Below are 13762 nucleotides of genomic sequence, written 5' to 3'. Positions count from 1 at the left end.
TCAGTCCTTCACCGCGCCGCCGAGTCCGGAGACCAGGCGTCGCTGTACGAGGACGAAGAAGACCAGCACGGGAATGGTCATCACCGTCGAGGCGGCCATGATCCCTCCCCAGTCGTTCTCGTCGGGTTTGAAGAAGACCAGCAGCGCCATGGGGAGCGTCGACTGGGAGGTGTCGCTGATGATGAACGACTTCGCGAACAGGAAGTCGTTCCAGGTCGAGATGAAGGAGAAGACACTGGTGGCCACGAGGCCGGGGAAGACCAGCGGGAAGAGGATCTGCCACAGGAAGCGGGTACGGCTCGCGCCGTCGATGTAGGCGGCCTCCTCCAGGGCCTCCGGGACCGCCTTGACGAAGCCGCGCAGCATCCAGATCGCGAACGGCAGCGAGAAGGCGAGGTGCGGCAGGATCAGGGATCCCAGCGTGTTCAGCTGGCCGAAGTCCCGCATGAGGAAGAACAGCGGGATGGTCAGCGCCTCGACCGGCACCATCTGCGCCACGAGGAACATGATGAGCAGGGTCGTGCGGAACTTGAAGCGGAATCGGGTCACCGCCGTGGCTGCGAGGAAGGCGATCAGCGCGGAGGCGATGACGACCGTGCCGGCGACGAGCAGGCTGTTGAGGAAGTAGCGGCCGAAATCCTGCTGTTCGAAAACCCGTCGGAACGAGTCGAGGGACGGGGCCAGGGTCCAGGGACGGGCCTCGGTTGACTGGATCTCGCCCGCCGGCTTGAAGGCGGAGAGCACCATCCAGTACAGCGGGAAGGCGACCGCCGCGGCGACGACGAGGGCCGCCGCCTCCGCCGCCAGCCTTCCCGGACGGCGGACCCGCAGAAGCGCGCGTGTGCTCACAGTTCCTCCCCCTGGCGCCGTACCAGGCGCAGATAGACCAGCGTCACGGCCAGCAGGATCACCAGCATCACGACGCCGATCGCCGATCCGAGGCTGTACTGCGAGGACGCGAACGCCTTCTGGTACGCGTACACGTTGAGCACCAGGTTCTGGCCGGCGATGCCGCCGCCGTTGGTCATGACGTAGATCTGGGTGAAGACCTTGAAGTCCCAGATGACCGACTGGATGGTGACGACGATCAGGATCGGGCGCAGCATCGGCGCCATGACCGACCGCCAGATCCGCCACTGCGAGGCACCGTCCAGCGAGGCGGCCTCCAGCACCTCCGTGGGGATCGCCCGGATGCCCGCGTACACCGTCACCATCACGAACGGGAACGAGCACCAGAGCACTTCGAGGAGCACCAGGGCGAAGGCGCTGTAACGCCCGTACGTCCACGAGAAGTCGCCGAGCCCCAGCACCCTGTTGACCGGGCCGAAGTCCGGATCGAACAGGAAGACCCAGACGGTGGAGCCGGTGATCGCCGGCGTGGCCCAGGCTCCCAGCGCGGCCATCATCAGCGCGAGCCGGGGCAGGGCGCGGATCCGGGTCAGCAGGACGGCGAGGGCGCAGCCGACGAAGAGGGTGGCGAGCACGCATGCCGTGGCGAAGAGCACGGTCGCGAGGAGCACCTGCCAGAACTGGCTGTCGCCGAAGAGCGTGGCGTAGTTGCCGAAACCCTGGAAGGTCGTCGGCTCGCCCCCACTGACCTGGGCCTGGGTGTACTCCAGGAAGGAGATCAGGCCCAGCTGGTAGATCGGGTAGACGAGCAGTCCGCCGAGCAGGACCAGCGCGGGCAGCAGGTAGAGCCACGGGGTCCAGCCGGAGCGGCGCGCGGGTGAGGCCGGGCGGCGCCGGGGCGTGCGGGCCGGTGCCCCGCTCGCCCCGGGCGCGGCGGGGGCCTTGTGCAGTGTGGTGTGCGCGGTCATGTCAGCCCGCTTCGGCGAACGCCGCGTCCATCTTCTTCGCCGCGGCCTCCGAGGCGGCGGCCACGTCCTTACGGCCGCTGACGATCTCCTGGAACATGGTCGGCAGGACCAGCGAGGCGTCGATCTGGCCCCAGGCCGGGGAGGCCGGGACGAACTTCGCGCCCGCGCCGAGCGTGTCGACGAAGGGGCCGACGAACGGCTCCTTCTCCGCGGCGGCGTCACGCACGTCCGTGTAGGTCGGCAGGAAGCCCATGGCGTCGAACATCTTCGCCTGGGTCTTCTTGCCGGTCAGCGACTTCATCAGGTCGACGGCGAGGGTGCGGTGCGAACTGCTCTTGAGGACACCGATGTTGTTGCCGCCGGCGAACGCCGGGGCGATCGAGTCCTTCTCCACTCCGGGCAGCGGTACGACGGCGTACTTGCCCTTCACCGCGCCCGCCTCGACCGCGGCGTGGCTGAAGTCGCCGCCGATCGCCATGGCCGCCTTGCCGGACGCGAAGGCGGTGACGGTCGCGTTGCCGCCCATGGCCGCGCACTTGGCCGCCGGGCAGTTGTCGTCGCCGAAGAGCGAGGTGTAGGCCTCGATGCCCTTGCGGGCCTTCTCGCCGTTGATGGCCGACTCGTAGGTCACCCCGGTCTCGTCGGCCAGTTCGCCGCCGTGCGCCCAGATGAAGGGCATCGCGCCGTAGGTGTAGGCGCCGCCGACCGCGAGACCGTACAGGTCCGGCTTCTCCTGGTGGATCTTCTTGGCGGTGGAGATCAGCTCGTCCTGGGACTTCGGGGGCTCGATGCCGAGCTCCTCGAAGACGTCGGTGCGGTAGTAGAGCGCCCGTACGCCGACGAAGAGCGGCGCCCCGTACACCTTGCCGCCCACCGTCACGGACTGCTTGGCGGTGGGGTCGGTGTCCTTGGCCTCGTCCCAGGCGGCGAACTCCTTGCTGACATCGGCCAGTCCGCCGTCCTTCACGTAACCGGCGGTGTCGGTGTTGCCGTACTCGATGAGATCGGGGGCGCTCTTCGGGTCGTTGAAGGCGGCCTTGATGCGCTGGGCCCGGGTGTCGACGGGTATGTACTCGACCTCGACCTCGGCCCCCTCGTGGGACTTCTCGAAGTCGGCGACAGCGGCGTCGACGACCTTCTCCTTGGGCTTGTTGCCGACCTCCTGGAAGAGCCAGACGCGGAGCGTCCCGGTCTTCTCGTCGCCCTCGGCGCTGGTGTCGGAGGTCTGCGGCGCGCAGGCGGTGGCGGTGAGGCCCGCCAGCACAAGAGCCGCGGCCGGGGCGACAATTCGGGCAGAAAGCTTCATCCGGGACCCCTACCGGTCAATCGTTGCATTGCATGCAACGTGCGTTTCGTTCTGCACAACTGGCAGGAGACTAAGGGCGCCTCAGCACGCCGACAAGTGGTCTCAACCACTCTGTGACCACGTGGTGCAGTCCGTGCAACGCGTGCCCCCGGACGCCCGCCCCGCCCCGGTGGCGGCCGGAGCCCGGCACCGGGACATGCGGACGGCCCCCGGGGTGCGCGGTGACGCGCACCCCGGGGGCCGGGGTCGGGGCCGGAAGGGGGTGAAGGGCGGAGGCCGGGTGGGCTACGTCCCGGCTGCCTCCCGGCTACTTCTTGCCGCTGTCCTTGCCGCCCTTGCCCTTGTCCTTGTCGCCGCCGGCGCCCATGGACTCGTAGATCTCCTTGCACATGGGACAGACCGGGTACTTCTTGGGGTCGCGCCCCGGGACCCAGACCTTGCCGCAGAGTGCCACCACGGGAGTGCCCTCGAGGGCACTCGCCATGATCTTGTCCTTCTGGACGTAATGGGCGTAGCGCTCGTGGTCCCCGTCGCCGTTCGACACCTGTGGCGTCGGCTCTACGAGGGTCCCCGTACCTGCCCCGCGATCGGGCTCAAGAGTGCTCATAACTGCCAAGCGTACTGAAAGCCCCGCGCATCAGTTCAGCGAAGGGTCGTCCGGATACGTCGCGATCATCGCCAGTTCGCTGCGCTGCCGCCGCAGAACCGCGCGCCAGAGGTTCTCCGGGCGCGGCGACGAGACGTCACCGGGCTCCGACTCGACCACGTACCAGGCGCCGTCCTTCAGCTCCGCCTCCAGCTGACCCGGGCCCCATCCGGCGTATCCGGCGAAGATCCGCAGCGAACCGAGCGCGGCCGCCAGCAGCTCCGGCGGCGCGTCCAGGTCCACCAGACAGATCGCCCCGTGCACCCGGCGCCAGCCGATGGGGGCCCCGCCGTCCGAGCGGATCCGGGAGCCGGGGGAGGGCTCTCCCCCGTCCGAGCGGATCCGGGAGCCCGCGGAGGGACCCTCGTCCCCGGGGATCACCGCCACGCCCAGCGCCGAGTCGAGCGAGACCGGGCCGCCCTGGAAGACCACGTCCGGCTCGCCCGTCAGGCCGGCCCAGGACGCCAGGATGTCCCCGACGCCGACCGGAGTCGGGCGGTTCAGGACCACGCCGAGCGAGCCCTCCTCGTCGTGGTCGAGGAGCAGCACCACCGCACGGTCGAAGTTCGGGTCCGCCAGGGCGGGTGCGGCCACGAGCAGCCGTCCTGTGAGCGAGGACACCTCCGTCATGGCACAGATGATCCCGCATCTTCGCCCTCCGCGGGGGCCAAGTGGCCCGCCCGGCCCCGCCCGGCGTCCGTCCGCAGCTCAGGGCGCACGGAGGCCGCACGGGCGCACGGGGAGCGCACGATCGCGGGGCACCCGGAGGACCCTCCCGGACGGTGACCCTCCGCAAGGCAGGGGGAGCAGAGCGTGTTGTGGCGGATTCATGACGTTCGTATACCCCCCGTCGCCTTACGGAAGGGGGGCCGGAGGCCATTACCCTTTTCATGGCCCCCTGCCCGACCACTCCGGAACGCGAGATACATGACCGGCACAGACGATGTCCTGCTTGTCCACGGCGGCACCCCGCTGGAGGGCGAGATCCGCGTCCGAGGCGCCAAGAACCTGGTGCCGAAGGCAATGGTCGCCGCGCTGCTCGGCAGCGGGCCCAGCCGGCTCCGCAACGTGCCCGACATCCGCGATGTGCGGGTGGTCCGGGGGCTGCTGCAGCTGCACGGCGTGACCGTCCGCCCCGGCGACGAGCCGGGCGAACTCATCCTCGACCCCTCCCACGTCGAGAGCGCGAACGTCGCCGACATCGACGCCCACGCGGGCTCGTCGCGCATCCCGATCCTCTTCTGCGGCCCGCTGCTGCACCGCCTGGGCCACGCCTTCATCCCGGGTCTCGGCGGCTGCGACATCGGCGGCCGGCCGATCGACTTCCACTTCGAGGTGCTCCGCCAGTTCGGCGCGACCATCGAGAAGCGGGCGGACGGCCAGTACCTGGAGGCTCCGCAGCGGCTGCGGGGCACGAAGATCCGGCTGCCCTACCCGTCGGTGGGCTCCACCGAGCAGGTGCTGCTGACCGCCGTACTCGCCGAGGGCGTCACCGAGCTGTCCAACGCGGCCGTCGAGCCGGAGATCGAGGACCTCATCTGCGTACTGCAGAAGATGGGCGCGATCATCTCCATGGACACCGACCGGACCATCCGGATCACGGGTGTCGACAGGCTCGACGGTTACACCCACCGGGCGATCCCGGACCGCCTGGAGGCCGCCTCCTGGGCGTCCGCCGCACTGGCGACCGAGGGCAACATCTACGTGCGCGGCGCCCAGCAGCGCTCGATGATGACCTTCCTCAACACCTTCCGCCGGGTCGGGGGCGCCTTCGAGATCGACGACGAGGGCATCCGCTTCTGGCACCCGGGCGGCGCGCTGAACGCCATCGCCCTGGAGACGGACGTGCACCCCGGCTTCCAGACCGACTGGCAGCAGCCGCTCGTGGTGGCCCTGACGCAGGCCGCCGGCCTGTCGATCGTCCACGAGACGGTCTACGAGTCCCGGCTCGGGTTCACCTCGGCGCTCAACCAGATGGGTGCGCACATCCAGCTCTACCGCGAGTGCCTCGGGGGCTCCGACTGCCGGTTCGGCCAGCGGAACTTCCTGCACTCGGCGGTCGTGTCCGGGCCCACGAAGCTCCAGGGCGCGGATCTGGTCATCCCTGACCTGCGCGGCGGATTCTCGTACCTGATCGCCGCCCTGGCGGCCCAGGGCACGTCCCGGGTGCACGGCATCGACCTGATCAACCGCGGCTACGAGAACTTCATGGACAAGCTCGAGAAGCTCGGTGCGAAGGTCGAGCTCCCGGGCGGCTCACTCGTCTGACGCCCCACCCGACGCGCTCCGGCGCGCGCACAGTGCTGCCGCACACAGCATTGCGCACCCCCGCACCACAGTCCGCCGCCCCGGCCCCTCCTGCGAGGGACCGGGGCGGCGGGCTTTTCCGTCGCCCGTCCCGCATCGGGGGCGGGCTCTTCCGTCGCCCCGCCCCGCATCGGGGCGGGCCTTCCCGTCGACCGCCCCGCCCCACAACGGAGCGGACGCCGCAGAACGCCCGTACAGCGCCGTAGGGGGCGTCCCGCCCCCACCGGGCCGCCGGAGGGCGCCGGGGCGCCGCAGTCCGCCGCAGAGCGCCCGCACGGCCGACGTACGCGGGAGCGAAGGCTCCGGATACGGGATCCGGAGCCCTCAGGACATCGAGAAGGGCGGCCGCCCCGGTGGGGACGGCCGCCCTTCCTGATGCCTCTGAGGCCTTACTTGCCCTTGGCGGCTTCCTTGAGCTTCGAGCCCGCGGAGACCTTCACGCTGTAGCCGGCCGGGATGTTGATCGGGTCGCCGGTCTGCGGGTTACGAGCGGTGCGAGCGGCACGGTGGGTGCGCTCGAAGGTCAGGAAGCCGGGGATGGTGACCTTCTCGTCGCCCTTGGCGACGATCTCGCCGACGGTCTCGGCGAGGGCGGCCAGAACGGCGTCGGCGTCCTTGCGGGTCACCTCGGCACGGTCGGCCAGGGCGGCCACCAGCTCACTGCGGTTCATGTTTGTACTCCCGTGTTCTTCTTGCCTGTGAGGCGTGAGATCGAAGCCGATGCTGCCAGGGCCCTCTGACAGCCCCCGGACCCGGGTCTGATGTCAGACCCTCGCGCCCGAATACGCATCCTGCCCCCACCTGCGGCGCTAACGCCAATCCGGAACCCCTCGGCGTCACACGAAATGCACCACCGACTGCCTGTGATGACGTTCCGTCGACTTGTTGGAGCGGTCCGCAGCGGATGCCGGGCCTGTGGGGCTCGCTGCCCGCCCACCCTAAAGGGGCGTTTGGGACGCCGCGACCCGCGACGCGCCGTAGGCAGCGCCCGGACGTGAGCTACGGCACCGTCCGCGGGAGCCGTGGCCGACCCCCGCGGACGGCGTGTGACAGGGCCGTCCGGAGACACGGTCCTACACCGGGTCGGGCGCCGCCTCGGCGACTCCGGCCGCCTTCGCGGCCTCCCGGACGGCGCCCGCGACGGCGCCCGCGACCTTGTCGTTGAAGACCGACGGGATGATGTAGTTCGCGTTCACCTCGTCCTCCGCGACGACATCGGCGAGGGCGCGTGCGGCGGCGAGCATCATCTCCGTGTTGACGGTGCGGGACTGAGCGTCCAGCAGACCGCGGAAGACACCCGGGAAGACCAGCACGTTGTTGATCTGGTTCGGGAAGTCGGACCGCCCGGTGGCGACAACGGCCGCCGTCTCGCGGGCGATTGCCGGGTCCACCTCGGGGTCCGGATTCGCGAGCGCGAACACGATCGCACCCTCCGCCATGGCCGCGACGTCGGTGCCGTCCAGGACGTTGGGAGCGGAGACGCCGATGAAGACGTCGGAGCCGGCGACGGCCTCCTTGAGGGTGCCGGTGACGCCCTCGGGGTTGGTGTTGTCGGCGATCCAGCGCAGCGGCGAGTCGGGGGTGGCGTCCACCAGGTCCTCACGGCCCGCGTGCACCACGCCGTGGATGTCGGCGACGACCGTGTGCTTGACGCCCGCGGCGATGAGCAGCTTCAGGATGGCCGTACCGGCCGCACCGGCGCCGGACATGACGACCCGCACGTCGCCGATCGCCTTGTCCACGACGCGCAGCGCGTTGGTCAGCGCGGCCAGGACGACGATCGCGGTGCCGTGCTGGTCGTCGTGGAAGACCGGGATGTCCAGGGCCTCGCGCAGCCGTGCCTCGATCTCGAAGCAGCGGGGGGCGGAGATGTCCTCCAGGTTGATGCCCGCGAAGCCGGGGGCGATCGCCTTGACGACGGCGACGATCTCGTCGGTGTCCTGCGTGTCCAGGCAGATCGGCCATGCGTCGATGCCGGCGAAGCGCTTGAACAGGGCGGCCTTGCCCTCCATCACGGGGAGCGAGGCCATCGGGCCGATGTTGCCCAGGCCGAGCACCGCGGAGCCGTCCGTGACGACCGCGACGGAGTTGCGCTTGATGGTGAGGCGGCGGGCGTCCTCGGGGTTCTCGGCGATCGCCATGCAGACCCGCGCCACACCCGGGGTGTAGATCATCGACAGGTCGTCACGGCTGCGGATGGGGTGCTTGGACGCCATCTCGATCTTGCCGCCGAGGTGCATCAGGAACGTACGGTCGGAGACCTTGCCGAGGACGACGCCCTCGATGCCGCGCAGGCCTTCGACGATCTCGTCCGCGTGCGAGGTCGAGGAGGCCGCGATCGTGACGTCGATCCGCAGCTTCTCGTGGCCGGAAGCGGTCACGTCGAGGCCGGTGACGGAGCCGCCGGAGGACTCCACGGCCGTGGTGAGGTGGGAGACCGCTGTGCCGCTCGCGGGCACCTCCAGCCTGACCGTCATCGAGTACGAGACGCTGGGCGCCGTTGCCATGGCCGAGTCCTTCGCTTTCCTGAGCTTCATTGCCGCGCGCGGCCGGGGCGGGGCCCCGTACGCGCGTTCCGATCGTCGCACCTACCGACCGGTAGCAGGTAATGACTGCCACCTTTCGGAAAGTTTCTTCCACCATACGAGAAGTGATCCTCCCGCGTAACCCCGGCAAGCCCTGAAAAAGGACGGGCCGCACGGCGGATCGCGGGAAAACAGAAACAGACCCGCGCCACCAACAGGTGACGCGGGTCTGTCTTCTTCCAGTCAGGTGACACCGGCCCGCCATGCTCGCCTCGCGGCAAGTGGTCGCTCGAAGCGACGAAGGTTGGGCCCGGGGGCTTGGATCGAGCCGGTGCCGACTCCAGGCTAACAAAGACCCCGGAGAAGTGATTCCCGTGCGACGGGTTGACTCGGAAAAGTACGCCGCACGGGGCGCCGGCAGGCCCCGTTCAGTCCCTCAGCAGGTCCGGTACACCGCCCTCGTCCGGCATGTCGCGCTCCCCCGACACCACGGTGAGCTGCTGCGTCGCCCGGGTGAGTGCCACGTACAGCACCCGCAGCCCGGCCGGGGACTCGTCGGCGATCTCCGCGGGGGAGACCACCACCGTGGCGTCGTACTCCAGACCCTTCGCCTCCAGGCTGCCCAGCGCCACGACCCGCTCGCCGAGCTCCTCCAGCCAGGTGCGGGCCTCGGCGCGGCGGTCCATGGCGACGACCACGCCGACGGTGCCGTCCACCTCCGCTAGCAGCCTGCGGGCCTCCTCGCGGACGGTCGAGGCGAGGTCACCGTCCCGCACCGTCTCGAAGCGGGGCTCGACGCCCGTCGAGCGGACCGCCGTCGGTGACTCCATCCCCGGCATGGCCAGCGCCAGCACCTTGGCCGCGAGCTCGGCGATCTCCGCCGGGTTGCGATAGTTCACGGTGAGGGTGAACTGACGCCGCGGCCGGCGGCCGAGCGCCTCGTCGCGGGCGGCGGACGCCTCGTCCGGGTCCGACCAGGAGGACTGCGCCGCGTCACCGACGATCGTCCAGGTGGCGTGCCGGCCCCGCCGGCCGACCATCCGCCACTGCATCGGTGTGAGGTCCTGCGCCTCGTCGACGATGACGTGGGCGTACTCGGTGCGCTCGGCCGCCAGCCGTTCGGCCCGCTCACGCTGCGTCTCCTCGCGCTGCGGCATCAGCTCCTCCAGACCCGTCAGCTGGTCCAGCGGGTCGGCCTCCCGCTTCCTCTTCGGACGGGCCGGGGTGCCCAGCAGGGTCTGCAGCTCGTCCAGGAGCGCCACGTCGTGGACGGAGAGCGGGCCCTTGCCGTCCTCGTCCAGCCGTCTCAGCGAACGGGCGAGGCGGCGCACCTCGCCCTGGTTGAGGATCCGGCGGGCCCATCTGCTCAGCCGCCGTTCGTCGGACATCGCGGCCAGCACCCTCCGAGGGGTGAGTTCCGGCCACCAGGCGTTCAGGAAGGCGAGGAACGGGGTCTCGGTGGACACGTCCTCGTCGAAGGACGCACGCAGTTCCGCGGCGAGCTCCGGGTCGGTGTAGCGGCCCCGGCCCGACGACTTGCTCCACAGGGCGTCCAGGAGCAGTTTCCGGGCGCGCGGGCGCAGCAGGTTGACCGGTGCCGTGCCGCCGAGGACGTTGTGCCGGATCCGCCGGAGCTCGTCCGCCTCCAGCTCGACGCGGGCACCGAAGGCCACCACTCTCAGACGGGTGGGGGTGCCCGCCTCCGCCGGGGCCTCCCCGAACTCCAGCTGCCCCTCCTGGGGGGCCTGCCTGGGCGCGGGCTGCTCCAGCGCCCCGCGGGCCGCCTTGCGCACCACGTGGAGCATCCGGGACGAGCCCTTGATCCGGGCGACGGCGGGCTCGTCGTACGTGGTCGCCCCCTCCACCCCCGCGGCCTCGTCGGACAGCGAGCCGACCGCGCGGATCGCGACCTGGCCCTCCTCACCGAGCGAGGGCAGCACCCCTTCGGTGTACGCGACCAGGAGCGGGGTCGGCGAGACCACGAGGATGCCGCCCGCGTAGCGGCGCCGGTCCTGGTAGAGCAGGTACGCCGCCCGGTGCAGGGCCACCGCCGTCTTGCCGGTGCCGGGGCCGCCGGAGACCTCGGTGACGGACGCGGCGGGAGCCCGGATCACGAGGTCCTGCTCGGCCTGGATCGAGGAGACGATGTCCCGCATCGTGTGACTGCGGGCCTGGCCCAGCGCGGCCATCAGGGCGCCGTCACCGACCACGGGCAGCGACTCGCCCTTCAGCCGGGCGGTCAGCTCCGGGCGCATGAGGTCGTCCTCGACGCCGAGAACCCTGCGGCCCTTGGAACGGATGACCCGGCGGCGCACGACCCGCCCCGGGTCCTTCGGCGTCGAACGGTAGAACGGTGCGGCGGCCGGCGCCCTCCAGTCGATCACCAGGGGGGTGTAGTCGGAGTCGAGTACTCCTATGCGGCCGATGTGGAGGGTCTCCGCGATCTCAGCGGTGCCGTCCTCCCCCACGGCGTCGTCGGCCGCCTCCACGGAGGTGAAGGCGCCGTCCGGGCCGCGTTCGCCGTCCTTCCCGCGCAACAGGTCGATCCGCCCGAACAGGAAGTCCTCGAACTCACTGTTCAGCCGGTTGAGATGAACTCCGGCACGGAAGACCTGCGCGTCCCGTTCGGCGAGTGCCCCGGGGGTGCCTACCTGGCCCCGTTTACTGGCGTCCTGCATGAGAAATTCCGCCTCGTCGATCTTCTCTTCGAGACGGCGGTAGACCCGGTCCAGATGTTCTTGTTCGACACCGATTTCCCGGTCCCGCAACGAATCGACAGCGGCATCCTGCGCGGCCACCGAGGCCCCCTTCTGACGTGCATCGGGCAGCCGTCAACCGTACGCGAAAGGGGGGCCCGAGCGCACCTGCCGCCCGGATCTCGTTCACGCGTCGATCTCCACCAGCCGCTCGCCGTCGAAGGTGCGGACCTCGAAATGGTCGATGTCCCCGCGCGCCATGGCCGCGCCGCCGTGCACATACAGCGGGCGCACCGCGCTCGGGTGCGGGGAATCCTTGATCCCGTATCCCCATTTCGGTACGGACCAGGAGGTGACGACCTCCTCGTCACCGGATGTGGACACGGCGATCAGGCTGCATTTCTGCGGCCCCTTGACGTTTTTCAGTTCCAGGACCGTGTGGGTGCCCCAGGCCTTGGGCTCCATGCCGACCGTGGCGTCGACCCGGGTGACGGGATCGGTCGCCCGCAGTTTCTCCGGCATGTGGTGGAAGAAGGCGTCCTCGGCGGGGCTCGTGGGATGGGGGCCGGCCGCCTCGACCCGGGGGCCCGGGTCCTCGCCGGCCGTGGCGGTGACCGCGATCACCGGGCCGCCGATCACGAGGACCGCCGCCGCTGCGACCAGGTAGCGGGCACGCCGCCGTCGCTGCGACCGCTTCCGTGCGACCTCGTCGACCAGACCGTCCAGCAGCCGGGGCGCGGGGCGCTCCGGTACGTGCGGGACCGGACGCGCGCCCGGGACCGCGGCCGGTGCCTCCGCCAGCATCGCGAGCATCGGCTCCATCCCGGCGAACTCGTCGAGATGCGCCGCGCACCGCGCGCAGCCGGCCAGATGCGCCTCGAAGGCACCCGCGTCGGCGTCGTCGAGGATGCCCAGCGCGTAGGCGCCGGCGGCGTCGTGCCCGGCTCCCTCCGCGGGGACGGTGAAGAGACCGTCGGACTCGCCCGGCGGGCCTGACGGGCCGCGGGGACCGGCCGGCCGGGGCCCGAAGGGCTGCCAGTCGTCGCTCATGCCGTGATCCCCCTCTCCTCGAGTGCGAGCTTCATGGAACGGAGTGCGTAGAACACCCGGGACCGCACGGTCCCGCCGGGGATGCCCAGTACCTCCGCGGCCTCGTTGACCGTCCGGCCCTTGAAGTAGGTCTCGACCAATGCTTCCCGGTGGGCCGGGGTCAAATCGTCGAGCGCGTCCGAGAGCGTCATCAGCCACAGCGCCTTGTCGATCTCGTCCTCCGCGGGGATGACCTCCAGCGGCGACGGGTCGACCTCACGCGGCCGGGCCTGCCGGCTGCGGTGGCCGTCGATGACGATGCGCCGGGCGACCGTCACCAGCCAGGGGCGGACCGAGCCGGTCGCCCGGTTGAGCGAACCGGCGTTCTTCCAGGCACGGATGAGCGTTTCCTGCACCACGTCCTCGGCCCGCTGGCGGTCACCCGCGACGAGACGCAGGACGTAGGCGAGCAGCGGGCCGGCGTGTTCGCGGTAGAGCGCCCGCATCAGCTCCTCGTCGGGGACGGCGGAGGGTGGGCGGGGCGGTGCACTGCGATGTCGAGCCCTGTGCGGACGGTCATCGGCCACGGCCGCATCCTTGCGCACCCGAACCTCCCGGTCGAGACCCTGTCGAGCTCTGTGGCCATCGGTACGGAAGCGGAGGACGGTTCATTCAAAGTGCGCGCAACTTTCTTTCCAGGGCGGGGATTTGAGACCGTTCGCGACGTTCGAGGCGTCACGGCGTCACGGCGTCGGCCTTCACCCGGCGCCGGTGCCGGGCCACCCGCTCGCGGTTGCCGCAGACCTCGCTGGAGCACCAGCGGCGCCGCCGGCCCCGGGACGTGTCCAGGTAGAGCCGCCGGCAGGCATCGCCCTCGCACCGGCGCAGCCCGGCCCGCGCGACCGGGTCCGTCAACAGGTCCACCGCGTCCCTGGCGACCGCGGCGAGCAGCGCCCCGCACGCCGGGGCCGCGCTCAGGGTCCGTACGAGCGCCCCGCCCCGCCCCCGCACGGCCCGCAGGCCCGGTGGCGGGCCCGCCGCCAGCACGTTGACCCGTTCCAGGGCGTCATCGGCGCTCCCGCCGGCCAGCTGCGCCGTCATCAGCCGGTCGATGCCCGTGCGCAACTGGCGGAAGCGCGCCACCCAGGTCTCGTCCACGGCTGCCAGCGGCGTCCCGCACGGGACCAGCCGTGAGACCACCAGCCACTCGGCGAGACGCGCGGGGCAGTCGAGCTGTTCGCACCCTCCCGAGGTCCCGGCACCCGTCGCCACCAGGTCCAGACAGACGCGACCGGAGTCGAACCGCCGGCCGTACGCGCCCGTTCCCGCCGCCATGAGCCTGTCACCGCCTCGGGGGTCACCTGTGAGGGAGGGTCATCACCAGAGTGCCCGCATCGGGCCCGGCCCGGAACCCCTCCTGCCCGCCCCGCCGTATC

12 protein-coding genes are annotated in these 13762 nt (G+C 70.8%); 1 reads left to right on the top strand and 11 read right to left on the bottom strand.

Annotation, left to right across the window (positions count from 1 at the left end; all coding sequences use genetic code 11):
- The 5 genes from OO67_RS09520 to OO67_RS09500 form a co-directional block, all read right to left on the bottom strand.
- Positions 1-849 (bottom strand): carbohydrate ABC transporter permease, encoded by an 849-nt coding sequence (locus OO67_RS09520; protein WP_033298919.1) that lies wholly within the window; start codon positions 847-849, stop codon positions 1-3.
- Positions 846-1817, bottom strand: a complete 972-nt coding sequence (locus OO67_RS09515) for a carbohydrate ABC transporter permease (RefSeq protein WP_033298916.1) — start codon at positions 1815-1817, stop codon at positions 846-848. Before OO67_RS09515 ends, OO67_RS09520 begins: the two co-directional genes overlap by 4 nt.
- Position 1818: 1 nt before the next feature.
- Complete coding sequence (locus OO67_RS09510) at positions 1819-3123, bottom strand: extracellular solute-binding protein (protein ID WP_033298915.1); 1305 nt, start codon at positions 3121-3123, stop codon at positions 1819-1821.
- A 307-nt stretch (positions 3124-3430) separates the two neighbouring features.
- Positions 3431-3730, bottom strand: a complete 300-nt coding sequence (locus OO67_RS09505) for a DUF3039 domain-containing protein (protein ID WP_033298914.1) — start codon at positions 3728-3730, stop codon at positions 3431-3433.
- A 30-nt stretch (positions 3731-3760) separates the two neighbouring features.
- On the bottom strand, positions 3761-4399 hold the full coding sequence (locus OO67_RS09500; protein ID WP_033298913.1) for a YqgE/AlgH family protein: 639 nt from the start codon (positions 4397-4399) through the stop codon (positions 3761-3763).
- 297 nt (positions 4400-4696) lie between these two features.
- Between OO67_RS09500 and murA the strand changes: the two genes are divergently transcribed.
- Positions 4697-6037 carry a UDP-N-acetylglucosamine 1-carboxyvinyltransferase gene (gene murA / locus OO67_RS09495; protein WP_014155976.1) on the top strand — a complete coding sequence of 447 codons (1341 nt, stop codon included), beginning with the start codon at positions 4697-4699 and terminating at the stop codon, positions 6035-6037.
- Between the two features lie 428 nt (positions 6038-6465).
- On the opposite strand, the gene OO67_RS09490 is transcribed toward murA, so the two are convergent.
- The 6 genes from OO67_RS09490 to OO67_RS09465 form a co-directional block, all read right to left on the bottom strand.
- The gene (locus tag OO67_RS09490) at positions 6466-6747 is read right to left on the bottom strand and encodes an HU family DNA-binding protein (RefSeq protein ID WP_003968811.1); all 282 of its coding nucleotides are present in this window, start codon (positions 6745-6747) and stop codon (positions 6466-6468) included.
- Positions 6748-7149: 402 nt separating this feature from the next.
- On the bottom strand, positions 7150-8583 hold the full coding sequence (locus OO67_RS09485) for an NAD-dependent malic enzyme (RefSeq protein ID WP_033298910.1): 1434 nt from the start codon (positions 8581-8583) through the stop codon (positions 7150-7152).
- Between the two features lie 446 nt (positions 8584-9029).
- On the bottom strand, positions 9030-11399 hold the full coding sequence (locus OO67_RS09480) for a HelD family protein (RefSeq protein ID WP_033298909.1): 2370 nt from the start codon (positions 11397-11399) through the stop codon (positions 9030-9032).
- Between the two features lie 84 nt (positions 11400-11483).
- Positions 11484-12347 (bottom strand): anti-sigma factor family protein, encoded by an 864-nt coding sequence (locus OO67_RS09475; protein ID WP_033298908.1) that lies wholly within the window; start codon positions 12345-12347, stop codon positions 11484-11486.
- The gene (locus OO67_RS09470) at positions 12344-12931 is read right to left on the bottom strand and encodes a sigma-70 family RNA polymerase sigma factor (RefSeq protein WP_078597791.1); all 588 of its coding nucleotides are present in this window, start codon (positions 12929-12931) and stop codon (positions 12344-12346) included. Before OO67_RS09470 ends, OO67_RS09475 begins: the two co-directional genes overlap by 4 nt.
- A 130-nt stretch (positions 12932-13061) precedes the next feature.
- Positions 13062-13661: a CGNR zinc finger domain-containing protein gene (locus OO67_RS09465; protein WP_033298905.1), complete on the bottom strand. Its 600-nt coding sequence runs from the start codon at positions 13659-13661 to the stop codon at positions 13062-13064.
- Positions 13662-13762: the final 101 nt, after the last annotated feature.

Source organism: Streptomyces atroolivaceus (assembly GCF_000717025.1).
Taxonomy (GTDB): domain Bacteria; phylum Actinomycetota; class Actinomycetes; order Streptomycetales; family Streptomycetaceae; genus Streptomyces; species Streptomyces atroolivaceus.
Note: the sequence above shows the minus strand (reverse complement) of the source record. Positions and strands in the feature narration are given on the sequence as shown.

What these genes read in the sequence shown, in the direction of transcription:
- OO67_RS09490 (WP_003968811.1), bottom strand. Translation starts at nt 6,747, where the DNA reads ATGAACCGCAGTGAGCTGGTGGCCGCCCTGGCCGACCGTGCCGAGGTG.
- OO67_RS09510 (WP_033298915.1), bottom strand. Translation starts at nt 3,123, where the DNA reads ATGAAGCTTTCTGCCCGAATTGTCGCCCCGGCCGCGGCTCTTGTGCTG.
- murA (WP_014155976.1), top strand. Translation starts at nt 4,697, where the DNA reads ATGACCGGCACAGACGATGTCCTGCTTGTCCACGGCGGCACCCCGCTG.
- OO67_RS09485 (WP_033298910.1), bottom strand. Translation starts at nt 8,583, where the DNA reads ATGGCAACGGCGCCCAGCGTCTCGTACTCGATGACGGTCAGGCTGGAG.
- OO67_RS09465 (WP_033298905.1), bottom strand. Translation starts at nt 13,661, where the DNA reads ATGGCGGCGGGAACGGGCGCGTACGGCCGGCGGTTCGACTCCGGTCGC.
- OO67_RS09475 (WP_033298908.1), bottom strand. Translation starts at nt 12,347, where the DNA reads ATGAGCGACGACTGGCAGCCCTTCGGGCCCCGGCCGGCCGGTCCCCGC.
- OO67_RS09515 (WP_033298916.1), bottom strand. Translation starts at nt 1,817, where the DNA reads ATGACCGCGCACACCACACTGCACAAGGCCCCCGCCGCGCCCGGGGCG.
- OO67_RS09500 (WP_033298913.1), bottom strand. Translation starts at nt 4,399, where the DNA reads ATGACGGAGGTGTCCTCGCTCACAGGACGGCTGCTCGTGGCCGCACCC.
- OO67_RS09505 (WP_033298914.1), bottom strand. Translation starts at nt 3,730, where the DNA reads ATGAGCACTCTTGAGCCCGATCGCGGGGCAGGTACGGGGACCCTCGTA.